This window comes from Pseudoduganella albidiflava (genome assembly GCF_004322755.1).
Lineage (GTDB): Bacteria > Pseudomonadota > Gammaproteobacteria > Burkholderiales > Burkholderiaceae_D > Rugamonas > Rugamonas albidiflava.
The window spans coordinates 7,358,898-7,375,642 of sequence record NZ_CP036401.1 but is presented as its reverse complement, the minus strand read 5'-3'; the positions used below and the strand labels follow the sequence as shown (position 1 = coordinate 7,375,642).

Sequence of the window (16,745 nt, the reverse complement as noted above, 5' to 3'; positions counted from 1 at the left end):
CGGAACCTGTCACCGGTTTCATTGCAGGTTTCGCGACGAAATCGGAGCCTGTCCCCGGTTTCGTTGGTACTTCCGCGGCGAAATCGGAGCCTGTCCCCGGCTTTCGGCAACGAGAAATATGTTCCGGAAAAGCAAAAAACCCCCGCCAGATCACTGGACGGGGGTTTTTCTATATAACAGCCTGACGATAACCTACTTTCACACTGGTTGCAGCACTATCATCGGCGCAAAGTCGTTTCACGGTCCTGTTCGGGATGGGAAGGGGTGGGACCGACTTGCTATGGTCATCAGGCATGACTTGTACGCAGTGCCGTCCCCTGTGGGGCAACGTCACTGCTCAATCCGGAAGAAGTAAAGCGAGGGTAACTCTCATCAAAGAGTAAATGCGAGGAATCATCATTGATTCATAACCGTCAAGGTTATAGGGACAAGCCGTACGGGCAATTAGTATCAGTTAGCTTAATGCATTACTGCACTTCCACACCTGACCTATCAACGTCCTGGTCTCGAACGACCCTTCAAGGAGCTCAAGGCTCCGGGAAATCTCATCTCAAGGCAAGTTTCCCGCTTAGATGCTTTCAGCGGTTATCTCTTCCGAACTTAGCTACCCGGCAATGCCACTGGCGTGACAACCGGTACACCAGAGGTTCGTCCACTCCGGTCCTCTCGTACTAGGAGCAGCCCCCTTCAAATTTCCAACGCCCACGGCAGATAGGGACCAAACTGTCTCACGACGTTTTAAACCCAGCTCACGTACCACTTTAAATGGCGAACAGCCATACCCTTGGGACCGGCTACAGCCCCAGGATGTGATGAGCCGACATCGAGGTGCCAAACTCCCCCGTCGATATGAACTCTTGGGAGGAATCAGCCTGTTATCCCCAGAGTACCTTTTATCCGTTGAGCGATGGCCCTTCCATACAGAACCACCGGATCACTATGTCCTACTTTCGTACCTGCTCGACTTGTCGGTCTCGCAGTTAAGCACGCTTATGCCATTGCACTATTAGCACGATGTCCGACCGTACCTAGCGTACCTTCGAACTCCTCCGTTACACTTTAGGAGGAGACCGCCCCAGTCAAACTGCCTACCATGCACTGTCCCCGATCCGGATAACGGACCAAGGTTAGAACCTCAAACAAACCAGGGTGGTATTTCAAGGTTGGCTCCACGAGAACTGGCGTCCCCGCTTCAAAGCCTCCCACCTATCCTACACAGATTGGTTCAAAGTCCAATGCAAAGCTACAGTAAAGGTTCATGGGGTCTTTCCGTCTAGCCGCGGGTAGATTGCATCATCACAAACACTTCAACTTCGCTGAGTCTCGGGAGGAGACAGTGTGGCCATCGTTACGCCATTCGTGCAGGTCGGAACTTACCCGACAAGGAATTTCGCTACCTTAGGACCGTTATAGTTACGGCCGCCGTTTACTGGGACTTCAATCAAGAGCTTGCACCCCATCATTTAATCTTCCAGCACCGGGCAGGCGTCACACCCTATACGTCCACTTTCGTGTTTGCAGAGTGCTGTGTTTTTATTAAACAGTCGCAGCCACCATTTTATTGCAACCCTGTCACCCTTCCACAGTAAAGTGGTCAAGCTACTGGGGCGTACCTTTTCCCGAAGTTACGGTACCAATTTGCCGAGTTCCTTCTCCCGAGTTCTCTCAAGCGCCTTAGAATACTCATCTCGCCCACCTGTGTCGGTTTGCGGTACGGTCTCGTATGACTGAAGCTTAGAGGCTTTTCTTGGAACCACTTCCGATTGCTTCGCGCCACATGGGCGCTCGTCCCAGTCCCTTGAATTACGTGCCCGGATTTGCCTAAGCACCTTCTATGAACCAGAAACTGACTATTCCAACAGTCAGACAACCTTCCGCGATCCGTCCCCCCATCGCATCATACGACGGTGCAGGAATATTAACCTGCTTCCCATCAGCTACGCATCTCTGCCTCGCCTTAGGGGCCGACTCACCCTGCTCCGATGAACGTTGAACAGGAAACCTTGGGCTTACGGCGTGCGGGCTTTTCACCCGCATTATCGCTACTCATGTCAGCATTCGCACTTCTGATACCTCCAGCATCCTTTACAAGACACCTTCGCAGGCTTACAGAACGCTCTCCTACCATATAGATCAAGTAATAAATTACGAGAAATATATCCGCAGCTTCGGTGACTGGCTTAGCCCCGTTACATCTTCCGCGCAGGACGACTCGATCAGTGAGCTATTACGCTTTCTTTAAATGATGGCTGCTTCTAAGCCAACATCCTGACTGTTTTAGCCTTCCCACTTCGTTTTCCACTTAGCCAATCTTTGGGACCTTAGCTGGCGGTCTGGGTTGTTTCCCTCTTGACACCGGACGTTAGCACCCGATGTCTGTCTCCCAAGCTCGCACTCATCGGTATTCGGAGTTTGCAATGGTTTGGTAAGTCGCGATGACCCCCTAGCCATAACAGTGCTCTACCCCCGATGGTGATACTTGAGGCACTACCTAAATAGTTTTCGGAGAGAACCAGCTATTTCCAAGTTTGTTTAGCCTTTCACCCCTATCCACAGCTCATCCCCTAATTTTTCAACATTAGTGGGTTCGGTCCTCCAGTGCGTGTTACCGCACCTTCAACCTGGCCATGGATAGATCACTTGGTTTCGGGTCTACACCCAGCAACTAACGCCCTGTTCGGACTCGATTTCTCTGCGGCTCCCCTATTCGGTTAACCTCGCTACTGAATGTAAGTCGCTGACCCATTATACAAAAGGTACGCCGTCACGGAACAAGTCCGCTCCGACTGTTTGTATGCACACGGTTTCAGGATCTATTTCACTCCCCTCCCGGGGTTCTTTTCGCCTTTCCCTCACGGTACTGGTTCACTATCGGTCGATTACGAGTATTTAGCCTTGGAGGATGGTCCCCCCATATTCAGACAGGATTTCTCGTGTCCCGCCCTACTTGTCGCATACTTAGTACCACCGGTCTGATTTCGCGTACGGGGCTATCACCCACTATGGCGCCTATTTCCAGAGGCTTCCACTACCAGTCCGACTATCATATGCAGGCTCTTCCCATTTCGCTCGCCACTACTTTGGGAATCTCGGTTGATTTCTTTTCCTGCAGCTACTTAGATGTTTCAGTTCGCCGCGTTCGCTTCACACACCTATGTATTCAGTGAGTGATGACCTATAAGGCCGGGTTTCCCCATTCGGAAATCTTCGGATCAATGCTCGTTTGTCAGCTCCCCGAAGCTTATCGCAGACTTCTACGTCCTTCATCGCCTGTAATCGCCAAGGCATCCACCATGTGCACTTATTCACTTGTCCCTATAACCTTGACGGCTATAGCACAAGCATTTACTACTGTGTTTGATGAGTTTTTGTATGCGTTCCTTTCGGAACACTACCCTAAGTGTATTCATTGCTGAATACGCTTAATAAAACTTTACTTCTTCCAGATTGTTAAAGAACGAAACAGCAGTAGTCTCTAAAAGACTAAACATAAAAGTGAACTCGTCACGCTTATGTTTAATATCTCGAGTAATGCGTGGTGGAGGATGACGGGATCGAACCGACGACCCCCTGCTTGCAAAGCAGGTGCTCTCCCAGCTGAGCTAATCCCCCAGGGAATTACGTGTGCTTGATACATGGTGGGTCTGGTTGGGCTCGAACCAACGACCCCCGCGTTATCAACACGGTGCTCTAACCAGCTGAGCTACAGACCCGCGTCGTTGATACCTGCGTATCTAGCGGTGCTACTGTTTCTTCTTCATTCGACAGCCGATAAGTGTGAGCGTTTGATGCACGATCTTGACGATCAGTGCCGACTCTAGAAAGGAGGTGATCCAGCCGCACCTTCCGATACGGCTACCTTGTTACGACTTCACCCCAGTCACGAATCCTACCGTGGTAAGCGCCCTCCTTGCGGTTAAGCTACCTACTTCTGGTAAAACCCGCTCCCATGGTGTGACGGGCGGTGTGTACAAGACCCGGGAACGTATTCACCGCGACATGCTGATCCGCGATTACTAGCGATTCCAACTTCATGCAGTCGAGTTGCAGACTACAATCCGGACTACGATACACTTTCTGGGATTAGCTCCCCCTCGCGGGTTGGCGGCCCTCTGTATGTACCATTGTATGACGTGTGAAGCCCTACCCATAAGGGCCATGAGGACTTGACGTCATCCCCACCTTCCTCCGGTTTGTCACCGGCAGTCTCATTAGAGTGCCCTTTCGTAGCAACTAATGACAAGGGTTGCGCTCGTTGCGGGACTTAACCCAACATCTCACGACACGAGCTGACGACAGCCATGCAGCACCTGTGTTCAGGTTCCCTTTCGGGCACTCCCAGATCTCTCCAGGATTCCTGACATGTCAAGGGTAGGTAAGGTTTTTCGCGTTGCATCGAATTAATCCACATCATCCACCGCTTGTGCGGGTCCCCGTCAATTCCTTTGAGTTTTAATCTTGCGACCGTACTCCCCAGGCGGTCTACTTCACGCGTTAGCTGCGTTACTAAGTCAATTAAGACCCAACAACTAGTAGACATCGTTTAGGGCGTGGACTACCAGGGTATCTAATCCTGTTTGCTCCCCACGCTTTCGTGCATGAGCGTCAGTCTTGACCCAGGGGGCTGCCTTCGCCATCGGTGTTCCTCCACATCTCTACGCATTTCACTGCTACACGTGGAATTCTACCCCCCTCTGCCAAACTCTAGCCTTGCAGTCTCCATCGCCATTCCCAGGTTAAGCCCGGGGATTTCACGACAGACTTACAAAACCGCCTGCGCACGCTTTACGCCCAGTAATTCCGATTAACGCTTGCACCCTACGTATTACCGCGGCTGCTGGCACGTAGTTAGCCGGTGCTTATTCTTCAGGTACCGTCATGAGGCACGGATATTAGCCGTACCCTTTTCTTCCCTGACAAAAGAGCTTTACAACCCGAAGGCCTTCTTCACTCACGCGGCATTGCTGGATCAGGGTTGCCCCCATTGTCCAAAATTCCCCACTGCTGCCTCCCGTAGGAGTCTGGACCGTGTCTCAGTTCCAGTGTGGCTGGTCGTCCTCTCAGACCAGCTACTGATCGTCGCCTTGGTGAGCCTTTACCTCACCAACTAGCTAATCAGATATCGGCCGCTCCAGGAGCACAAGGCCTTGCGGTCCCCTGCTTTCATCCTTGGATCGTATGCGGTATTAGCGTAACTTTCGCTACGTTATCCCCCACTCTTGGGCACGTTCCGATATATTACTCACCCGTTCGCCACTCGCCGCCAGGCCGAAGCCCGCGCTGCCGTTCGACTTGCATGTGTAAAGCATGCCGCCAGCGTTCAATCTGAGCCAGGATCAAACTCTTCAGTTTAATCTCTGTTTTTCCGATACTGCTATCGGAGGTCACTTACTCAAGAATACTGACGAACCATCCGAAGATGATTACGTTTATTTCTTGTGTAAGCGTTTGATGCTATATATTTTGAGCTTCAGGACCGAAGTCCTGGGCACATCACATCAAACGCCCACACTTATCGACTGTTGATTGTTAAAGAATTCTGCCCTTGAAGGCCTTGCCGCGTTGTCGACGAATCGTTGTGTTTGTCAGCAGCAGAGAGATGAGATTATGCGGTGTTTCGTGCAACTCGTCAACCCCTCAGTTTGTATCGCAATGTTGCGCTAGCGATTCAAACCATTCTGTCGCAGCGTTTCGTTTTCACGTCTGCGTTGCGGCAGGGACGGAACTATAGCAAACAGGGAATCTCTTCGCAAGCCCAGCGACGCGATTTTTATCGGCGCGGTATAGTGCTCGACAATCAATGCGAGCCCATCCATGCGACCACCTTCCCTACTGAAGCTTACCGCCGCGTTGTGCGCGGCCTATTCCGCAACCGCTACGGCGACTGAACCATTGGCCGACGTGGTCGTCATTACCGCCAGCCGGATCGAACATGCCAGCTTCGAATTGCCGGCGGCGATCGACGTCATCGATACCAGCCGTATCCGCGATGCTCAACTGCGGGTCAACGCGTCGGAATCTCTGGTAGCGGTACCTGGCCTGGTGGTGCAAAACCGCCAGAACTATGCACAGGACCTGCAAATCTCCTCGCGCGGCTTCGGTGCCCGCTCGGCCTTCGGTGTACGCGGTGTACGCCTGATTGCGGACGGCATTCCCGCCACCATGCCGGATGGCCAGGGCCAGGCCGCCACCTTCAACCTGGATCGTGCCCAACGCATCGAAGTACTGCGCGGGCCGTTTTCCGTCCTGTACGGAAACCATTCCGGCGGCGTGGTGCAACTCTTCACGGAAGATGGCAGGGAGCCGGCTTCGGCCGAGATGTCGGTCATGGCCGGCAGCGACGGCCAGCGCAAGGTCGACGTGAGCGCACAGGGGCGCGACGGCAAGATCGGCTATGTTGTCGACGCCTCCCGCTTCGAGACCGACGGCTATCGCGATCACAGCGCGGCACGGCGCGACCAGCAATTCGCCAAGCTGACCGTGACTCCCGACTCCCGCAGCAAGCTGACACTGGTGGCCAGCAGCCTTCGCCAGAAAGATACGGAAGATCCGCTGGGCGTGCAGTGGGCAACCTACCAGCGCGATCCGCGTGCCGGCGAGATCGATCCCACCGATACCGAGACGCCGAAACGCACCTACGCGGACCGCTACAACACCCGCAAGAGCATCGACCACCAGCAGGCCGGCGCCAGCTACGATATCTATTTCGGCGAGAACCGCCTGCACCTGATGGCATACGGCGGCAATCGCGAGGTGGTGCAGTACCAATCCTTCTCGCGCGGCTTCCAGGCGCCGGCAACGCATTCCGGCGGCGTGATCGATTTCGACCGCAACTTCCACGGCGCGGCCATCAACTGGACGGACGTCCGGCGCTTCGACCAGGGCGTGCTGCGCACCACCGTCGGCCTTGACTACGACCGCTCGACGGATGACCGCAAGGGCTATGAAAACTTCGCCGGCACGCAGCTCGGCGTGAAGGGCGCGTTGCGCCGCGACGAGGAAGATGAGGTCTCGAACGTCGACCCCTATCTGCAGGCTGAATGGCAGAGCGGCCCGTGGCGCCTTACCGCCGGCGTACGGCACAGCCGCGTAAAGGTGGAAGTCGACGACCGCTTCCTCGACAATGGCAATGACAGCGGCGATCTCACGTTCACCCGCACGACGCCGGTGCTGGGTGCGCTGTACAAGCTCACGTCCGACCTCAACGTCTACGTCAGCGCGGCGCGCGGCTTTGAAACGCCGACACTGAACGAGTTGTTCTACTCCGGCACCGGCGACGGGTTCAACTACCAGCTGCGCCCGGCGCGCAGCACCCACCTGGAAGCGGGTACCAAGATCCGGGTGACGGAGAACACCCGCGTGGACGCGGCGCTGTTCGAAGTCCGCACACGCGATGAAGTGGTGGTGGACGCCTCCAGCGGCGGCCGCACGAGCTACCGCAACGCCAGCAAGACGCTGCGCCAGGGCATCGAGGTATCGGTCGACTCATCCTGGACTGGTGGATTCTCTGCCCGCGCCGCGCTCACCGGCCTGCGTGCCGTCTACGACCAGGCATTCGGCAACGTGGCCGAGGGCAGCCGGCTGCCAGGTGTCGCGCGCACCACCGCTTACGGCGAACTGGCATGGAAGGAAGCCCGCGGCCGTTACGGCGCGGCGCTCGAAGCGCTTGCCAACGGCAAGGTCTATGCCGAGGACACGAACCGGGAAAAAGCCGCGCCGGGTTACGGCCTGCTGAACCTGCGCTTCACGGCCACGCAACCGGTCGGCGGCTGGCGACTGAAGGAATTCGTCCGCCTGAACAACCTGCTCGACAAGGACTACGTGGGGTCGGTCATCGTCGGGGACACGAACAAGCGCTATTACGAGGCAGCACCCGGTCGCAACTGGCAGGCCGGCTTCAGCGCGCAGTATCTGTTCTGACACCGGGCCCAGTGCCGGTAGCGGCACCGCGTCAAGCGCGCCGCTCCACCGTGCAGACGGCGTGGCGGTCGCGCTGTTCGAACCTGAACGTCACCGGCAGGAACAGGCTGATGATGTCCGCGTTGGTACGCGCATGCTGGGAAACGCGCTCGACACTGAAGCTGCCGCCGCCGGCCAGGGCCATCGGCAGCATCAGCTGATCGCCCAGGTATTCCCCCACGGCGGCGCCTGAAGCCAGGTAGCGGCGCGCTTCCTGCACCGCGCGCTTGGCCACCGCCTCGGCGCGCAGCATCTTTTCGCCGAAAGCGGTAAACACCTCGGTGACATGGTCATGTTCCACGGTCAGCAGCAATACGTTGCCCGGGCCGTGGCTGTCGGGCAGGGCCACGGGCTTCATCTGCTCTTCGGTCCAGCCCATCGCCGTACGCACGCATTCCAGCTCCCGCGTCAGCACACTCTGGTGCACGCCGGCGATCACGCTTTCCGCGTAACCGCCCTTGCGATCGCCCCGCTCCAGCAGATCGACAGGCCGCCAGGCCTCGACCGGGCTTACCCGCGCTTCCACCATACCGCCACCTGCCGGATAGAAGCCATGCCGCAGCAAGTCGATGGCGAAGTTCGCCCCCATCCTTTCCAGCAAGGGTCGATAGGCTCGCTGCAGGAATTCCACCGGCGGTGCCATCGGATTGTGCGTGCCGCCGGTAATCCTGATGCTCGACGGTTCCCTGGCGTGCAGCAGGGCTGGCAGCAGCGTCTGCAGCACGAGCGAACTGCTGCCCGCGCTGCCGATCGCGAATTCATAATCGCCGCCGCGAAGCGTGCGCGGCACGAAGCACAGCTCGTTCCCTCCGACCGCGACCGGGCCGGTTTCAGCGGCGGCCACCCTGGCGGCGGCGTTCACGGCCGCCACGTGCTGCCGCATCAGGCCGGGCCTGGGCCGCCCGGCGCGAATGTTCCTGATCCGGAACGGCTGGCCCGTCACCATCGACAACGTCAGCGCACTGCGCACGATCTGGCCGCCGCCCTCGCCCAGCGAGCCATCTATCTCGATCATCGCTTCATCCTTTCAACCATTAACTCAGCGCTCAACCCTCGGCCTCAGCTCTCGGCATTTAGCCCTTCACGCATACGACTTGCTTCAGCGTGTGCACCACTTCGACCAGTTCATCCTGGGCCCGCATCACGGCGTCGATATCCTTGTAGGCCATCGGGATCTCATCGATCACACCGCTATCCTTGCGGCATTCGACGCCCTCGGTGGCGCGCTCCTGGTCCGCCAGCGTGAAACGCCGCTTCGCTTCGTTGCGGCTCATCGTGCGGCCGGCGCCATGGCTGCAGCTGTGGAAGCTCTCCGCATTCCCCTTGCCCCGCACGATGAAGCTGCGCGCGCCCATCGAGCCCGGGATGATACCCAGTTCGCCCGCGCGTGCCGACACCGCACCCTTGCGGGTGACCAGTACCTCCTTGCCGAAGTGCGTTTCTTTCTGCACGTAGTTGTGGTGGCAGTTGACCGCTTCCACGTGCGTTTCAAACGGCTTCGCGATCACGGTGCGCACCGCGGCGATCAGGTTGCGCATCATGACCTCGCGGTTCATGCGGGCGAATTTTTGCGCCCAGCCCACCGCTTCCACGTAATCGTCGTAGTGGCTCGTGCCCTCGCGCAGATAGGCCAGGTCGCTGTCGGGCAGGTTCGCCATGTGCGTGCGCATCTCCCGCTGCGCCAGCTCGATGAAGTGCGTGCCGATGGCATTGCCTACGCCACGCGAACCGGAGTGCAGCATGAACCATACGGCACCTTCCTCGTCCAGGCATACCTCGATGAAGTGATTGCCGCCGCCCAGCGTGCCGAGGTGGCGGTGATTGTTCGTGTTCTTCAGCTTCGGCGTTTTCTCGCAGATCGCGTCGAATTCATCCTTCAGCTGCATCCAGGCGGCATCGACCGTCGATGGCGCATCGTGCCAGGATCCCACGTCGCGTCCGCGGTAGCCACGCGTCTTCGGCGACATGCCGTGCGGGATGGCCTTTTCGATCGCGCTGCGCAGCGGTGCCAGATTGTCCGGCAGGTCGCGCGCGTTCAGCGTGGTCTTCGCGGCCATCATCCCGCAACCAATGTCGACCCCGACGGCTGCCGGGATGATCGCACCCAGCGTGGGAATCACGCTCCCGATCGTCGATCCCTTGCCCAGGTGGACGTCCGGCATCACCGCGATGTGCTTGTAGATGAACGGCATCCTTGCGGTATTAGCGAGCTGCTCGCGCGCCGCCTGCTCGACCGGCACGCCCTGCGTCCACATCTTCACAGGGCTGCCGCCCTCAACGTCCATCATGTCGTACTGTCCGGTTTTCATTGCTTCTCCTTGGTCGGTGCGGGGTTCGATGCGCACAGCTCGGCAAGAACCTGCCGTGCCACGCTGGCCTGCCAGCGCGGGGCGTGCACATGGAAGCGCCATGCGCCACCGTTGGTGCCCCGGCCGACTACCGTCAGCCCGGGCGATTGCCGATCCGGCCCCATGCCGGTCACACTGATCACCCAATCCATGAAATTCCCCTGTCGTGGCCAGCCACGTCGGCCAGCCTTCCTCCATCTCTTCTGCAATTGGCGTGCCACGATCAGTGAAATTCGCAAGTGATTGATTTGCCACGTTTTAAAACTGGCAACGAAAACAGCCAACCGTTAGAATTTATCTTTTCGTATAACGATTTATAAAATGAAGAAGAAGGTCATCATCGGTTTCCTGGGCACCCAGCTGGACGGCGGCAAGGGCAGCGCACGCTGGGAAAAGTGGCGGCCCAGCGTGGCCCTGGCCCAGCATGAAGACCTGGTCGTCGACCGCTTCGAGCTGCTTTACAGCGCGCCCGCCCAGGCGCTCGCCAGGCAGTTGAAGGAAGACATCGGTGCGGTGTCGCCGGAGACTGTCGTGCAGGCGCACGAACTGCCGCTACGCGACGCCTGGGATTTCGAAGACGTCTATGGCTGCCTGTTCGACTTTGCCCGCAGCTATCCTTTCGACACCGACAAGGAGGACTACTGGATCCATATCACCACCGGCACGCACGTGGTCCAGATCTGCCTGTTCCTGATGACCGAAGCACGCTATTTTCCCGGCTGCCTGCTGCAATCCTCGCCACCGCGCCGCCATGGCCTCGGCAGCCCTGGGGACTACACGCTGATCGACCTGGACCTGTCGCGTTATGACCTGATCGCGCAACGCTTTTCCCATGCCCGCACGGAAGGGGTGGAGCTGCTGAAATCCGGCATCGCCACGCGCAATGCCCGCTTCAATCGCATGATCGACGAGATCGAGCACGTGGCGGTCCGCTCGCGCGCACCCATGCTGCTGATGGGTCCCACCGGGGCCGGCAAGTCCTTCCTGGCACGCCGGATTTTCGAGCTGAAGAAAATTCGCCACCAGCTGAACGGCCGCTTCGTGGAAATCAACTGTGCCACCCTGCATGGCGATGGCGCCGCGTCGACGCTGTTCGGCCATGTGAAGGGTGCATTCACCGGGGCCGCGACCGAGCGGCCCGGCTTGCTGCGCACGGCGCACAAGGGCCTGCTGTTCCTCGATGAAATCGGCGAGCTGGGTTTAGACGAGCAAGCCATGCTGCTCAAGGCGGTGGAGGAAAAGCGCTTCCTGCCGGTAGGCGGCGATCTCGAAGTGCAAAGCGATTTCCAGCTCATCGCCGGTACCAACCGCAACCTGGCGCACGAGGTGGCGGCTGGCCGTTTTCGCGAAGACCTGTTCGCCCGCATCAACCTGTGGACCTACTCGCTGCCCAGCCTGGCCGAGCGCCCGGAAGACATCGAACCCAACCTGGATTACCTGCTGGAGCAAGCCGGTGTCGAGATCGGCCAGGTGGCCCGTTTCAACAAGGAGTCGCGTGCCGCGTTCCTGCGCTTCGCTACCTCACCCGGCGCGCGGTGGACAGGGAATTTCCGTGACCTGTATGCATCGGTGACGCGCATGGCCACGCTGGCCGAGGGTGGCCGCATCACGACATCGGTGGCCGATGCCGAGATCGGCCGCCTGCGTCATGCCTGGCGTGAGCCGGAAGCGCCGGAACGCGGCGCCATCGACCTGGAGACACTGCTCGGCCGCGAGCGGGTCGCGGCGCTGGACCTGTTCGACAAGCTGCAGCTTGAGGCGGTGGTAGCAGTCTGCGCGGATTGCGCAAGCCTGTCCGATGCCGGCCGCAAGCTGTTTGGCGTGTCGCGCATGGACAAGGCCAAGCCGAACGATGCCGACCGGTTGAAGAAGTACCTGGCACGCCATGGGCTGGCGTGGGACGATGTGCGCGGCCTGCGTGGGCTGCGTTAGGCCGCCAATGCCATCAGGCCGCCCTTGGCGCTATCGTGCATGTGCTGTACCGCTCCCCGGCTTCGAATGTCACGTGCACCGGCAGGAATTGCGCGATCACTTCCGCATTCGTGATCGCATGCTGCGACACGTGATCCAGCGTGTAGCTGCCGCCGCCGGCCAGCGCGAGCGGCAGCATCAGCTGGTCGCCCAGGTGTTCGCCCACCGCGGCACCGGAGATCAGGTAACGCCGCGCCTCGAGCACCGCGTCGCCGGCCACGTCCTCGGCGCGCCGGCGCTTCTCGCCCACCGACGAGAACACTTCCGTCACGTGTTCGCTCTCCAGCACGATCACGATCGCATTGCCCGGCCCCTGGTCGTTGGACAGCGGATGCGCGGACAACTGGTCGTCCCGCCAGTGCAGCGCTTTGCCGATGCATTCGAGTTCGCGTTGCGCGACCGAGAGCGGGATCGCCGCCACGTAGGCTTCCGCACGTCCCTGATGCAGCGTGCCCCGCTCGGGCAGGTGCAGCTGGCGTAGTTGCGCGCATGGCCAGATGGCGGCGCAGACTTCGCCACCGCCATTGGGATAAAAGCCGAAGCGCTTCAACTCGAAGTCGACCTGGGCGCCCATGGCCTGCAACAGGCGCACGTATGCGCGTTCGATGAAGTGCGCCGGTGGCGCTTTCGGGTTGTGGGTGCCGCCGCTGACCTTCACAACCGAAGGTACATCCGCATGCAGCAGGGCGGGAATCAGTGTCTGCATGACCAGCGTGGCACTGCCGGCGGTACCGATGGCGAATTCGTAGACGCCGCCCTTGATGCAGCGCGGCGTGAATGCCAGTTCGGTGGAGCCCACCTCCGCCTGGCTGACGTCCGCGTTGCATACGGCGGCGGCAGCCCGCACCGCCATCAGGTGTTGCCGCATCAAGCCGGGTTTCGGCCGATTGGCGCGGATGTTCCTGATCCGGAACGGCTGCCCCGTGATCATCGACAGCGTCAGCGACGAACGCAGGATTTGTCCGCCGCCCTCTCCTGTTGAGCCATCCAGCTCGATCATCGCATCAGCCCTTCACACAGACGACCTGCTTCAATGTATGCACCACCTCGACGAGGTCGCGCTGGGCGTGCATCACGGCGTCGATATCCTTGTAGGCCATCGGGATCTCGTCCACCACGCCTTCGTCCTTGCGGCATTCCACACCCTCGGTCGCGCGCGCCTGGTCTTCGCGGGTGAAGCGGCGCTTGGCCTCGCTGCGGCTCATGGTGCGGCCAGCGCCGTGGCTGCAACTGGTGAAGCTGTCTTCATTCCCTTTGCCGCGCACGATGTAGCTGCGCGCGCCCATCGAACCCGGGATGATACCCAGCTCCCCGGCCTTGGCCGACACGGCACCCTTGCGCGTCACCAGCACATCCTGGCCGAAGTGGCGCTCTTTCTGCACGTAGTTGTGGTGGCAGTTGACGGCTTCCACGTGCGTTTCAAACGGTTTCCTGATGACGCTGCGGACAGCCTTGACCAGGTTCTGCATCATGACCTCGCGGTTCATGCGGGCGAATTTCTGCGCCCAGCCCACCGCTTCCACGTAATCGTCGTAATGCTGCGTGCCTTCCTTCAGGTATGCGAGATCGCGGTCCGGCAGGTTGGCCAGGTGGGTGCGCATGTCCTGCTGCGCCAGTTCGATGAAATGCGTGCCGATGGCATTGCCCACGCCGCGCGAACCGGAGTGCAGCATCAGCCAGACGGCGCCTTCCTCGTCGAGGCAGACTTCGATGAAGTGGTTGCCGGTGCCGAGCGTGCCGAGGTGCTTGTAGTTGTTGGTATGCCGCAGCTTCGGCGTCTTGGCGCAGATGAGATCGAACTCGTCCTTCAACTGCGACCATGCGATATCGACGGCGGACGGCGGATTCTGCCATGAGCCTTCGTCGCGCCCCTTGAAGCCGCGCGTCTTCGGCGACAGGCCGTGCGGAATCGCCTTTTCGATCGCGCTGCGCAGCGGCCCCAGGTTATCGGGCAGGTCGCTGGCCGTCAGTGTGGTCTTGGCGGCCATCATGCCGCAGCCGATGTCGACGCCTACCGCGGCCGGAATGACAGCGCCCAGCGTGGGAATCACGCTGCCGATCGTCGATCCCTTGCCCAGGTGGACGTCGGGCATCACGGCGATGTGCTTGTAAATGAAGGGCATCTTCGCCGTGTTCGCCAGTTGCTCCTTCGCCTCCGGCTCCACAGGCACGCCGTGCGTCCACATCTTGACGGGACGGCCGCCCTTCACCTCCATGGTGTCGTAATCTGCGCTCATGCTGGTCTCCTGCCGGCATTATGTGCGATCCGGCAGGAGCGGCGCACACGATCAGTAACTGCTGAGCGGCTTGCCGAATTTGAGGAGCCACAGCCGGCTCGGCCGTTCCAGATCGGTGCCGCGCGCCACGTGGATCGTATTCGCGGCGTTGCAGCCAGGCGCACTGGCGGTGGCGATCGTGCCGGCGGCATCGACATTGCACTTGGTGACATCGGCATCCGCCACCGCTTCGCCGGACGGGGCAAAGACCCGGGTTTTCAGGCCGAAGTCGTTGTCGTTGACGATCGCCAGCGTATTGCCGTCGACGACGGCAAGGCCTTCGGCCTTCTCGGCCAGCCAGCCGAGCGCATTCAGGTCGAGCAACTGCGTTTTTTTCAGCGGCACCACCTTCGACCAGTCGGCGCCATTGACGGCGGCGCCGGCCATCGAGCTCTTTTCGAGATCCGACGTATCGGCGTTGAACGCGGCGGCGGCGATATCGGTCGCATTGCCGATTTCAACCAGCATCAGTTTATTGAATACTTTGCCTGACGGATCAGCGCCCTGCTCGATGACGATGAACTTGCCATTGCCCAGCGCGGCCACGTCGCCCAGCTTGGCGTTGCCGGTACGGCCATCCTGGTAATCGGCGGCCGCGATCGGGTAGGCGTACATCTTCGTTGCCGCGCCGGTTTTCGGATCGAATTCCACCCACCGGGTGAAGCGCGCGAAGCGCTCGACCTGCTCGTTCTTGCCGGTCACGGCATACATGGCGCTGCCGTCGCTCAGCGGGCTTTGCAGGAAACCATGCAACTTGTCCGTGCCGCTGTCCAGCGTCAGGCCTTCCATGCCGCGGTTGGCGCGGCGCCTGGCGAAGATCTTCGGCAAGCCGGTGCCCGGGGCATATTTCGCCAGGATGATGCCGCTGCCTGCGTCGACCTTAACGATGAAGGGGCCGTATTCGTCGGAAATCCACAGCGCATTGCGGGCCTTGTCGAACACCACGGCTTCGCTGTCGATACCGTTCACGTCGAATTTCGCCTTGCCGGCGGCGTCGAACTTCATCGTGTCCATGACCGGGATTTCCGCTGAGTTGCCGAGCGAGCCTTCCGGAATCGGCAGGCCGCTGGTGTTCATCGCAGCGGAAGCCTTGAGCGGCATGGACGAGTTCAGCACCGCGCCGGACTTGCCGACGGTGACCAGACCGATCGAGGGCGTGAACGACGGCGACGGGAAGATCTTGCTGCCCATCGTTCCCGAACCGCTGAGAGACGGCACGTTAGGCCCATCGCCATTGGGGCCGCGGTCGGTCAGGCCATAGAACTCCAGGTCGCCGTTGGCGTTAGCGCCCTTGAAAGCCAGCGCGGAACCATACGAGGGCAGGAAACCCAGCGGGAAGTCCTGCTTCACCTTGCCGTTGCCGCCTTCATAGGGAATATGGAACTTGCTGTCGGCCTGGATCTGGTAGCGGGTGACGCTGACGTCGACCGTGCCTTGCGTAAATTTTTCGACGACCGGCGCGTTCAGCTTCGATGCCAGCGTATCCTCGAAGTGCTCGCGCACCAGCATGCGGCGGGCGTCGTCGATGGTGCGGGAGGCGTATTTCGTTCCGGCGGAGGCCAGCAGCGCGGCGAGTGCCTTGTCGAAGACCGCGGGCGCGGCGGTGAAGTCGAGGCTCTTGCCTGCCAGCGCGGTCCGGGCGTCGGCCGTGATCCTGATGCCATTGGCGGGATCGCCATCGTCGTCCAGCAGTTGCAGTGCGAGCAGGCGGTTGGTGACCTTGCTGTCCTTGACGTCGTTGCCGCCGGCCAGCTGCAGCGGGGTGATCGTTGCGGCGCATGATGCGCTGCCAAGTGCAACGCCCCCAAGCGTGAAGGCGACCGTGTCGCCTTCGGCGCAAGTGAACTCCCCCTTGCTGCCCGTCGTCGCCCGCGCCGCTGTCCCCGCCACGTATTCCGCTCCCTCGACCGCTCCATCGAGGAATACACCACTGATCTGGGGTTTGACCGGCGCGGCGGCAGGCGGCGAATCGTTATCGCCACCACAGGCGGCCAGGATGACAGCGAGCGATAACAGGGAAAGACGGGGGAGCTTCATGCGGGCCTCTTCGAATGAAAAGGCGCAGTCTATAAGGATGACGTGACCTGGCGATGACAGGCAGTGCTCCCCAATCGGCGGCGTGCCAGGACTTCGGGAGCATCAAAACCGGTGACAGTGAACTGAACCCTAAAAGTTGGACACCAACTTTTGG

The 16,745-nt window shown here is 59.9% G+C and carries 8 protein-coding genes, 2 tRNA genes and 3 rRNA genes; 2 read left to right on the top strand and 11 right to left on the bottom strand.

The features are described 5' to 3' along the window. Nucleotides 1-179: 179 nt before the first annotated feature. The 5 genes from rrf to EYF70_RS30680 all read right to left on the bottom strand — a co-directional run bounded on the left by rrf (nt 180) and on the right by EYF70_RS30680 (nt 5,352). A 5S ribosomal RNA gene (rrf, locus tag EYF70_RS30700) occupies nt 180-292 on the bottom strand. Between the two features lie 131 nt (nt 293-423). Further along, nucleotides 424-3,315, bottom strand: a 23S ribosomal RNA gene (locus EYF70_RS30695). A 221-nt stretch (nt 3,316-3,536) separates the two neighbouring features. After that, a tRNA-Ala gene (locus EYF70_RS30690) sits at nt 3,537-3,612 on the bottom strand. 24 nt (nt 3,613-3,636) lie between these two features. Continuing rightward, a tRNA-Ile gene (locus EYF70_RS30685) sits at nt 3,637-3,713 on the bottom strand. A 108-nt stretch (nt 3,714-3,821) separates the two neighbouring features. Beyond that, nucleotides 3,822-5,352 (bottom strand): 16S ribosomal RNA (locus EYF70_RS30680). Together the 16S, 23S and 5S rRNA genes with 2 tRNA genes alongside form the textbook arrangement of a ribosomal RNA operon. 462 nt (nt 5,353-5,814) lie before the next feature. On the opposite strand from EYF70_RS30680, the gene EYF70_RS30675 reads away from it, so the two are divergent. Beyond that, complete coding sequence (locus tag EYF70_RS30675; RefSeq protein ID WP_131148763.1) at nt 5,815-7,920, top strand: TonB-dependent receptor family protein; 2,106 nt, start codon at nt 5,815-5,817, stop codon at nt 7,918-7,920. A 31-nt stretch (nt 7,921-7,951) separates the two neighbouring features. Here EYF70_RS30675 and rtcA (EYF70_RS30670) read toward each other — a convergent pair whose 3' ends face one another. Genes rtcA (EYF70_RS30670) through EYF70_RS30660 form a run of 3 tightly spaced genes read right to left on the bottom strand, consistent with a single transcriptional unit; the run spans nt 7,952 to nt 10,459 of the window. Further along, the gene (gene rtcA, locus EYF70_RS30670) at nt 7,952-8,974 is read right to left on the bottom strand and encodes an RNA 3'-terminal phosphate cyclase (RefSeq protein WP_131148762.1); all 1,023 of its coding nucleotides are present in this window, start codon (nt 8,972-8,974) and stop codon (nt 7,952-7,954) included. A gap of 58 nt (nt 8,975-9,032) precedes the next feature. After that, nucleotides 9,033-10,268, bottom strand: a complete 1,236-nt coding sequence (locus tag EYF70_RS30665; RefSeq protein ID WP_131148761.1) for an RtcB family protein — start codon at nt 10,266-10,268, stop codon at nt 9,033-9,035. After that, the gene (locus tag EYF70_RS30660; protein ID WP_131148760.1) at nt 10,265-10,459 is read right to left on the bottom strand and encodes a hypothetical protein; all 195 of its coding nucleotides are present in this window, start codon (nt 10,457-10,459) and stop codon (nt 10,265-10,267) included. Before EYF70_RS30660 ends, EYF70_RS30665 begins: the two co-directional genes overlap by 4 nt. Before the next feature lie 169 nt (nt 10,460-10,628). Here EYF70_RS30660 and rtcR point away from each other — a divergent pair, with 169 nt between their 5' ends. Further along, the gene (rtcR, locus tag EYF70_RS30655; protein ID WP_131148759.1) at nt 10,629-12,239 is read left to right on the top strand and encodes an RNA repair transcriptional activator RtcR; all 1,611 of its coding nucleotides are present in this window, start codon (nt 10,629-10,631) and stop codon (nt 12,237-12,239) included. A 13-nt stretch (nt 12,240-12,252) separates the two neighbouring features. On the opposite strand, the gene rtcA (EYF70_RS30650) is transcribed toward rtcR, so the two are convergent. Genes rtcA (EYF70_RS30650) through EYF70_RS30640 form a run of 3 tightly spaced genes read right to left on the bottom strand, consistent with a single transcriptional unit; the run spans nt 12,253 to nt 16,591 of the window. Beyond that, nucleotides 12,253-13,278, bottom strand: a complete 1,026-nt coding sequence (rtcA, locus tag EYF70_RS30650; protein ID WP_131148758.1) for an RNA 3'-terminal phosphate cyclase — start codon at nt 13,276-13,278, stop codon at nt 12,253-12,255. A gap of 4 nt (nt 13,279-13,282) precedes the next feature. Then, complete coding sequence (locus tag EYF70_RS30645) at nt 13,283-14,515, bottom strand: RtcB family protein (RefSeq protein WP_131148757.1); 1,233 nt, start codon at nt 14,513-14,515, stop codon at nt 13,283-13,285. 51 nt (nt 14,516-14,566) lie between these two features. Beyond that, nucleotides 14,567-16,591 (bottom strand): esterase-like activity of phytase family protein, encoded by a 2,025-nt coding sequence (locus EYF70_RS30640; RefSeq protein ID WP_131148756.1) that lies wholly within the window; start codon nt 16,589-16,591, stop codon nt 14,567-14,569. Between the last annotated feature and the right edge of the window lie 154 nt (nt 16,592-16,745).

What these genes read in the sequence shown, in the direction of transcription:
- rtcA (WP_131148762.1), bottom strand. Translation starts at nt 8,974, where the DNA reads ATGATCGAGATAGATGGCTCGCTGGGCGAGGGCGGCGGCCAGATCGTG.
- rtcR (WP_131148759.1), top strand. Translation starts at nt 10,629, where the DNA reads ATGAAGAAGAAGGTCATCATCGGTTTCCTGGGCACCCAGCTGGACGGC.
- EYF70_RS30640 (WP_131148756.1), bottom strand. Translation starts at nt 16,591, where the DNA reads ATGAAGCTCCCCCGTCTTTCCCTGTTATCGCTCGCTGTCATCCTGGCC.
- EYF70_RS30665 (WP_131148761.1), bottom strand. Translation starts at nt 10,268, where the DNA reads ATGAAAACCGGACAGTACGACATGATGGACGTTGAGGGCGGCAGCCCT.
- EYF70_RS30660 (WP_131148760.1), bottom strand. Translation starts at nt 10,459, where the DNA reads ATGGATTGGGTGATCAGTGTGACCGGCATGGGGCCGGATCGGCAATCG.
- rtcA (WP_131148758.1), bottom strand. Translation starts at nt 13,278, where the DNA reads ATGATCGAGCTGGATGGCTCAACAGGAGAGGGCGGCGGACAAATCCTG.
- EYF70_RS30645 (WP_131148757.1), bottom strand. Translation starts at nt 14,515, where the DNA reads ATGAGCGCAGATTACGACACCATGGAGGTGAAGGGCGGCCGTCCCGTC.
- EYF70_RS30675 (WP_131148763.1), top strand. Translation starts at nt 5,815, where the DNA reads ATGCGACCACCTTCCCTACTGAAGCTTACCGCCGCGTTGTGCGCGGCC.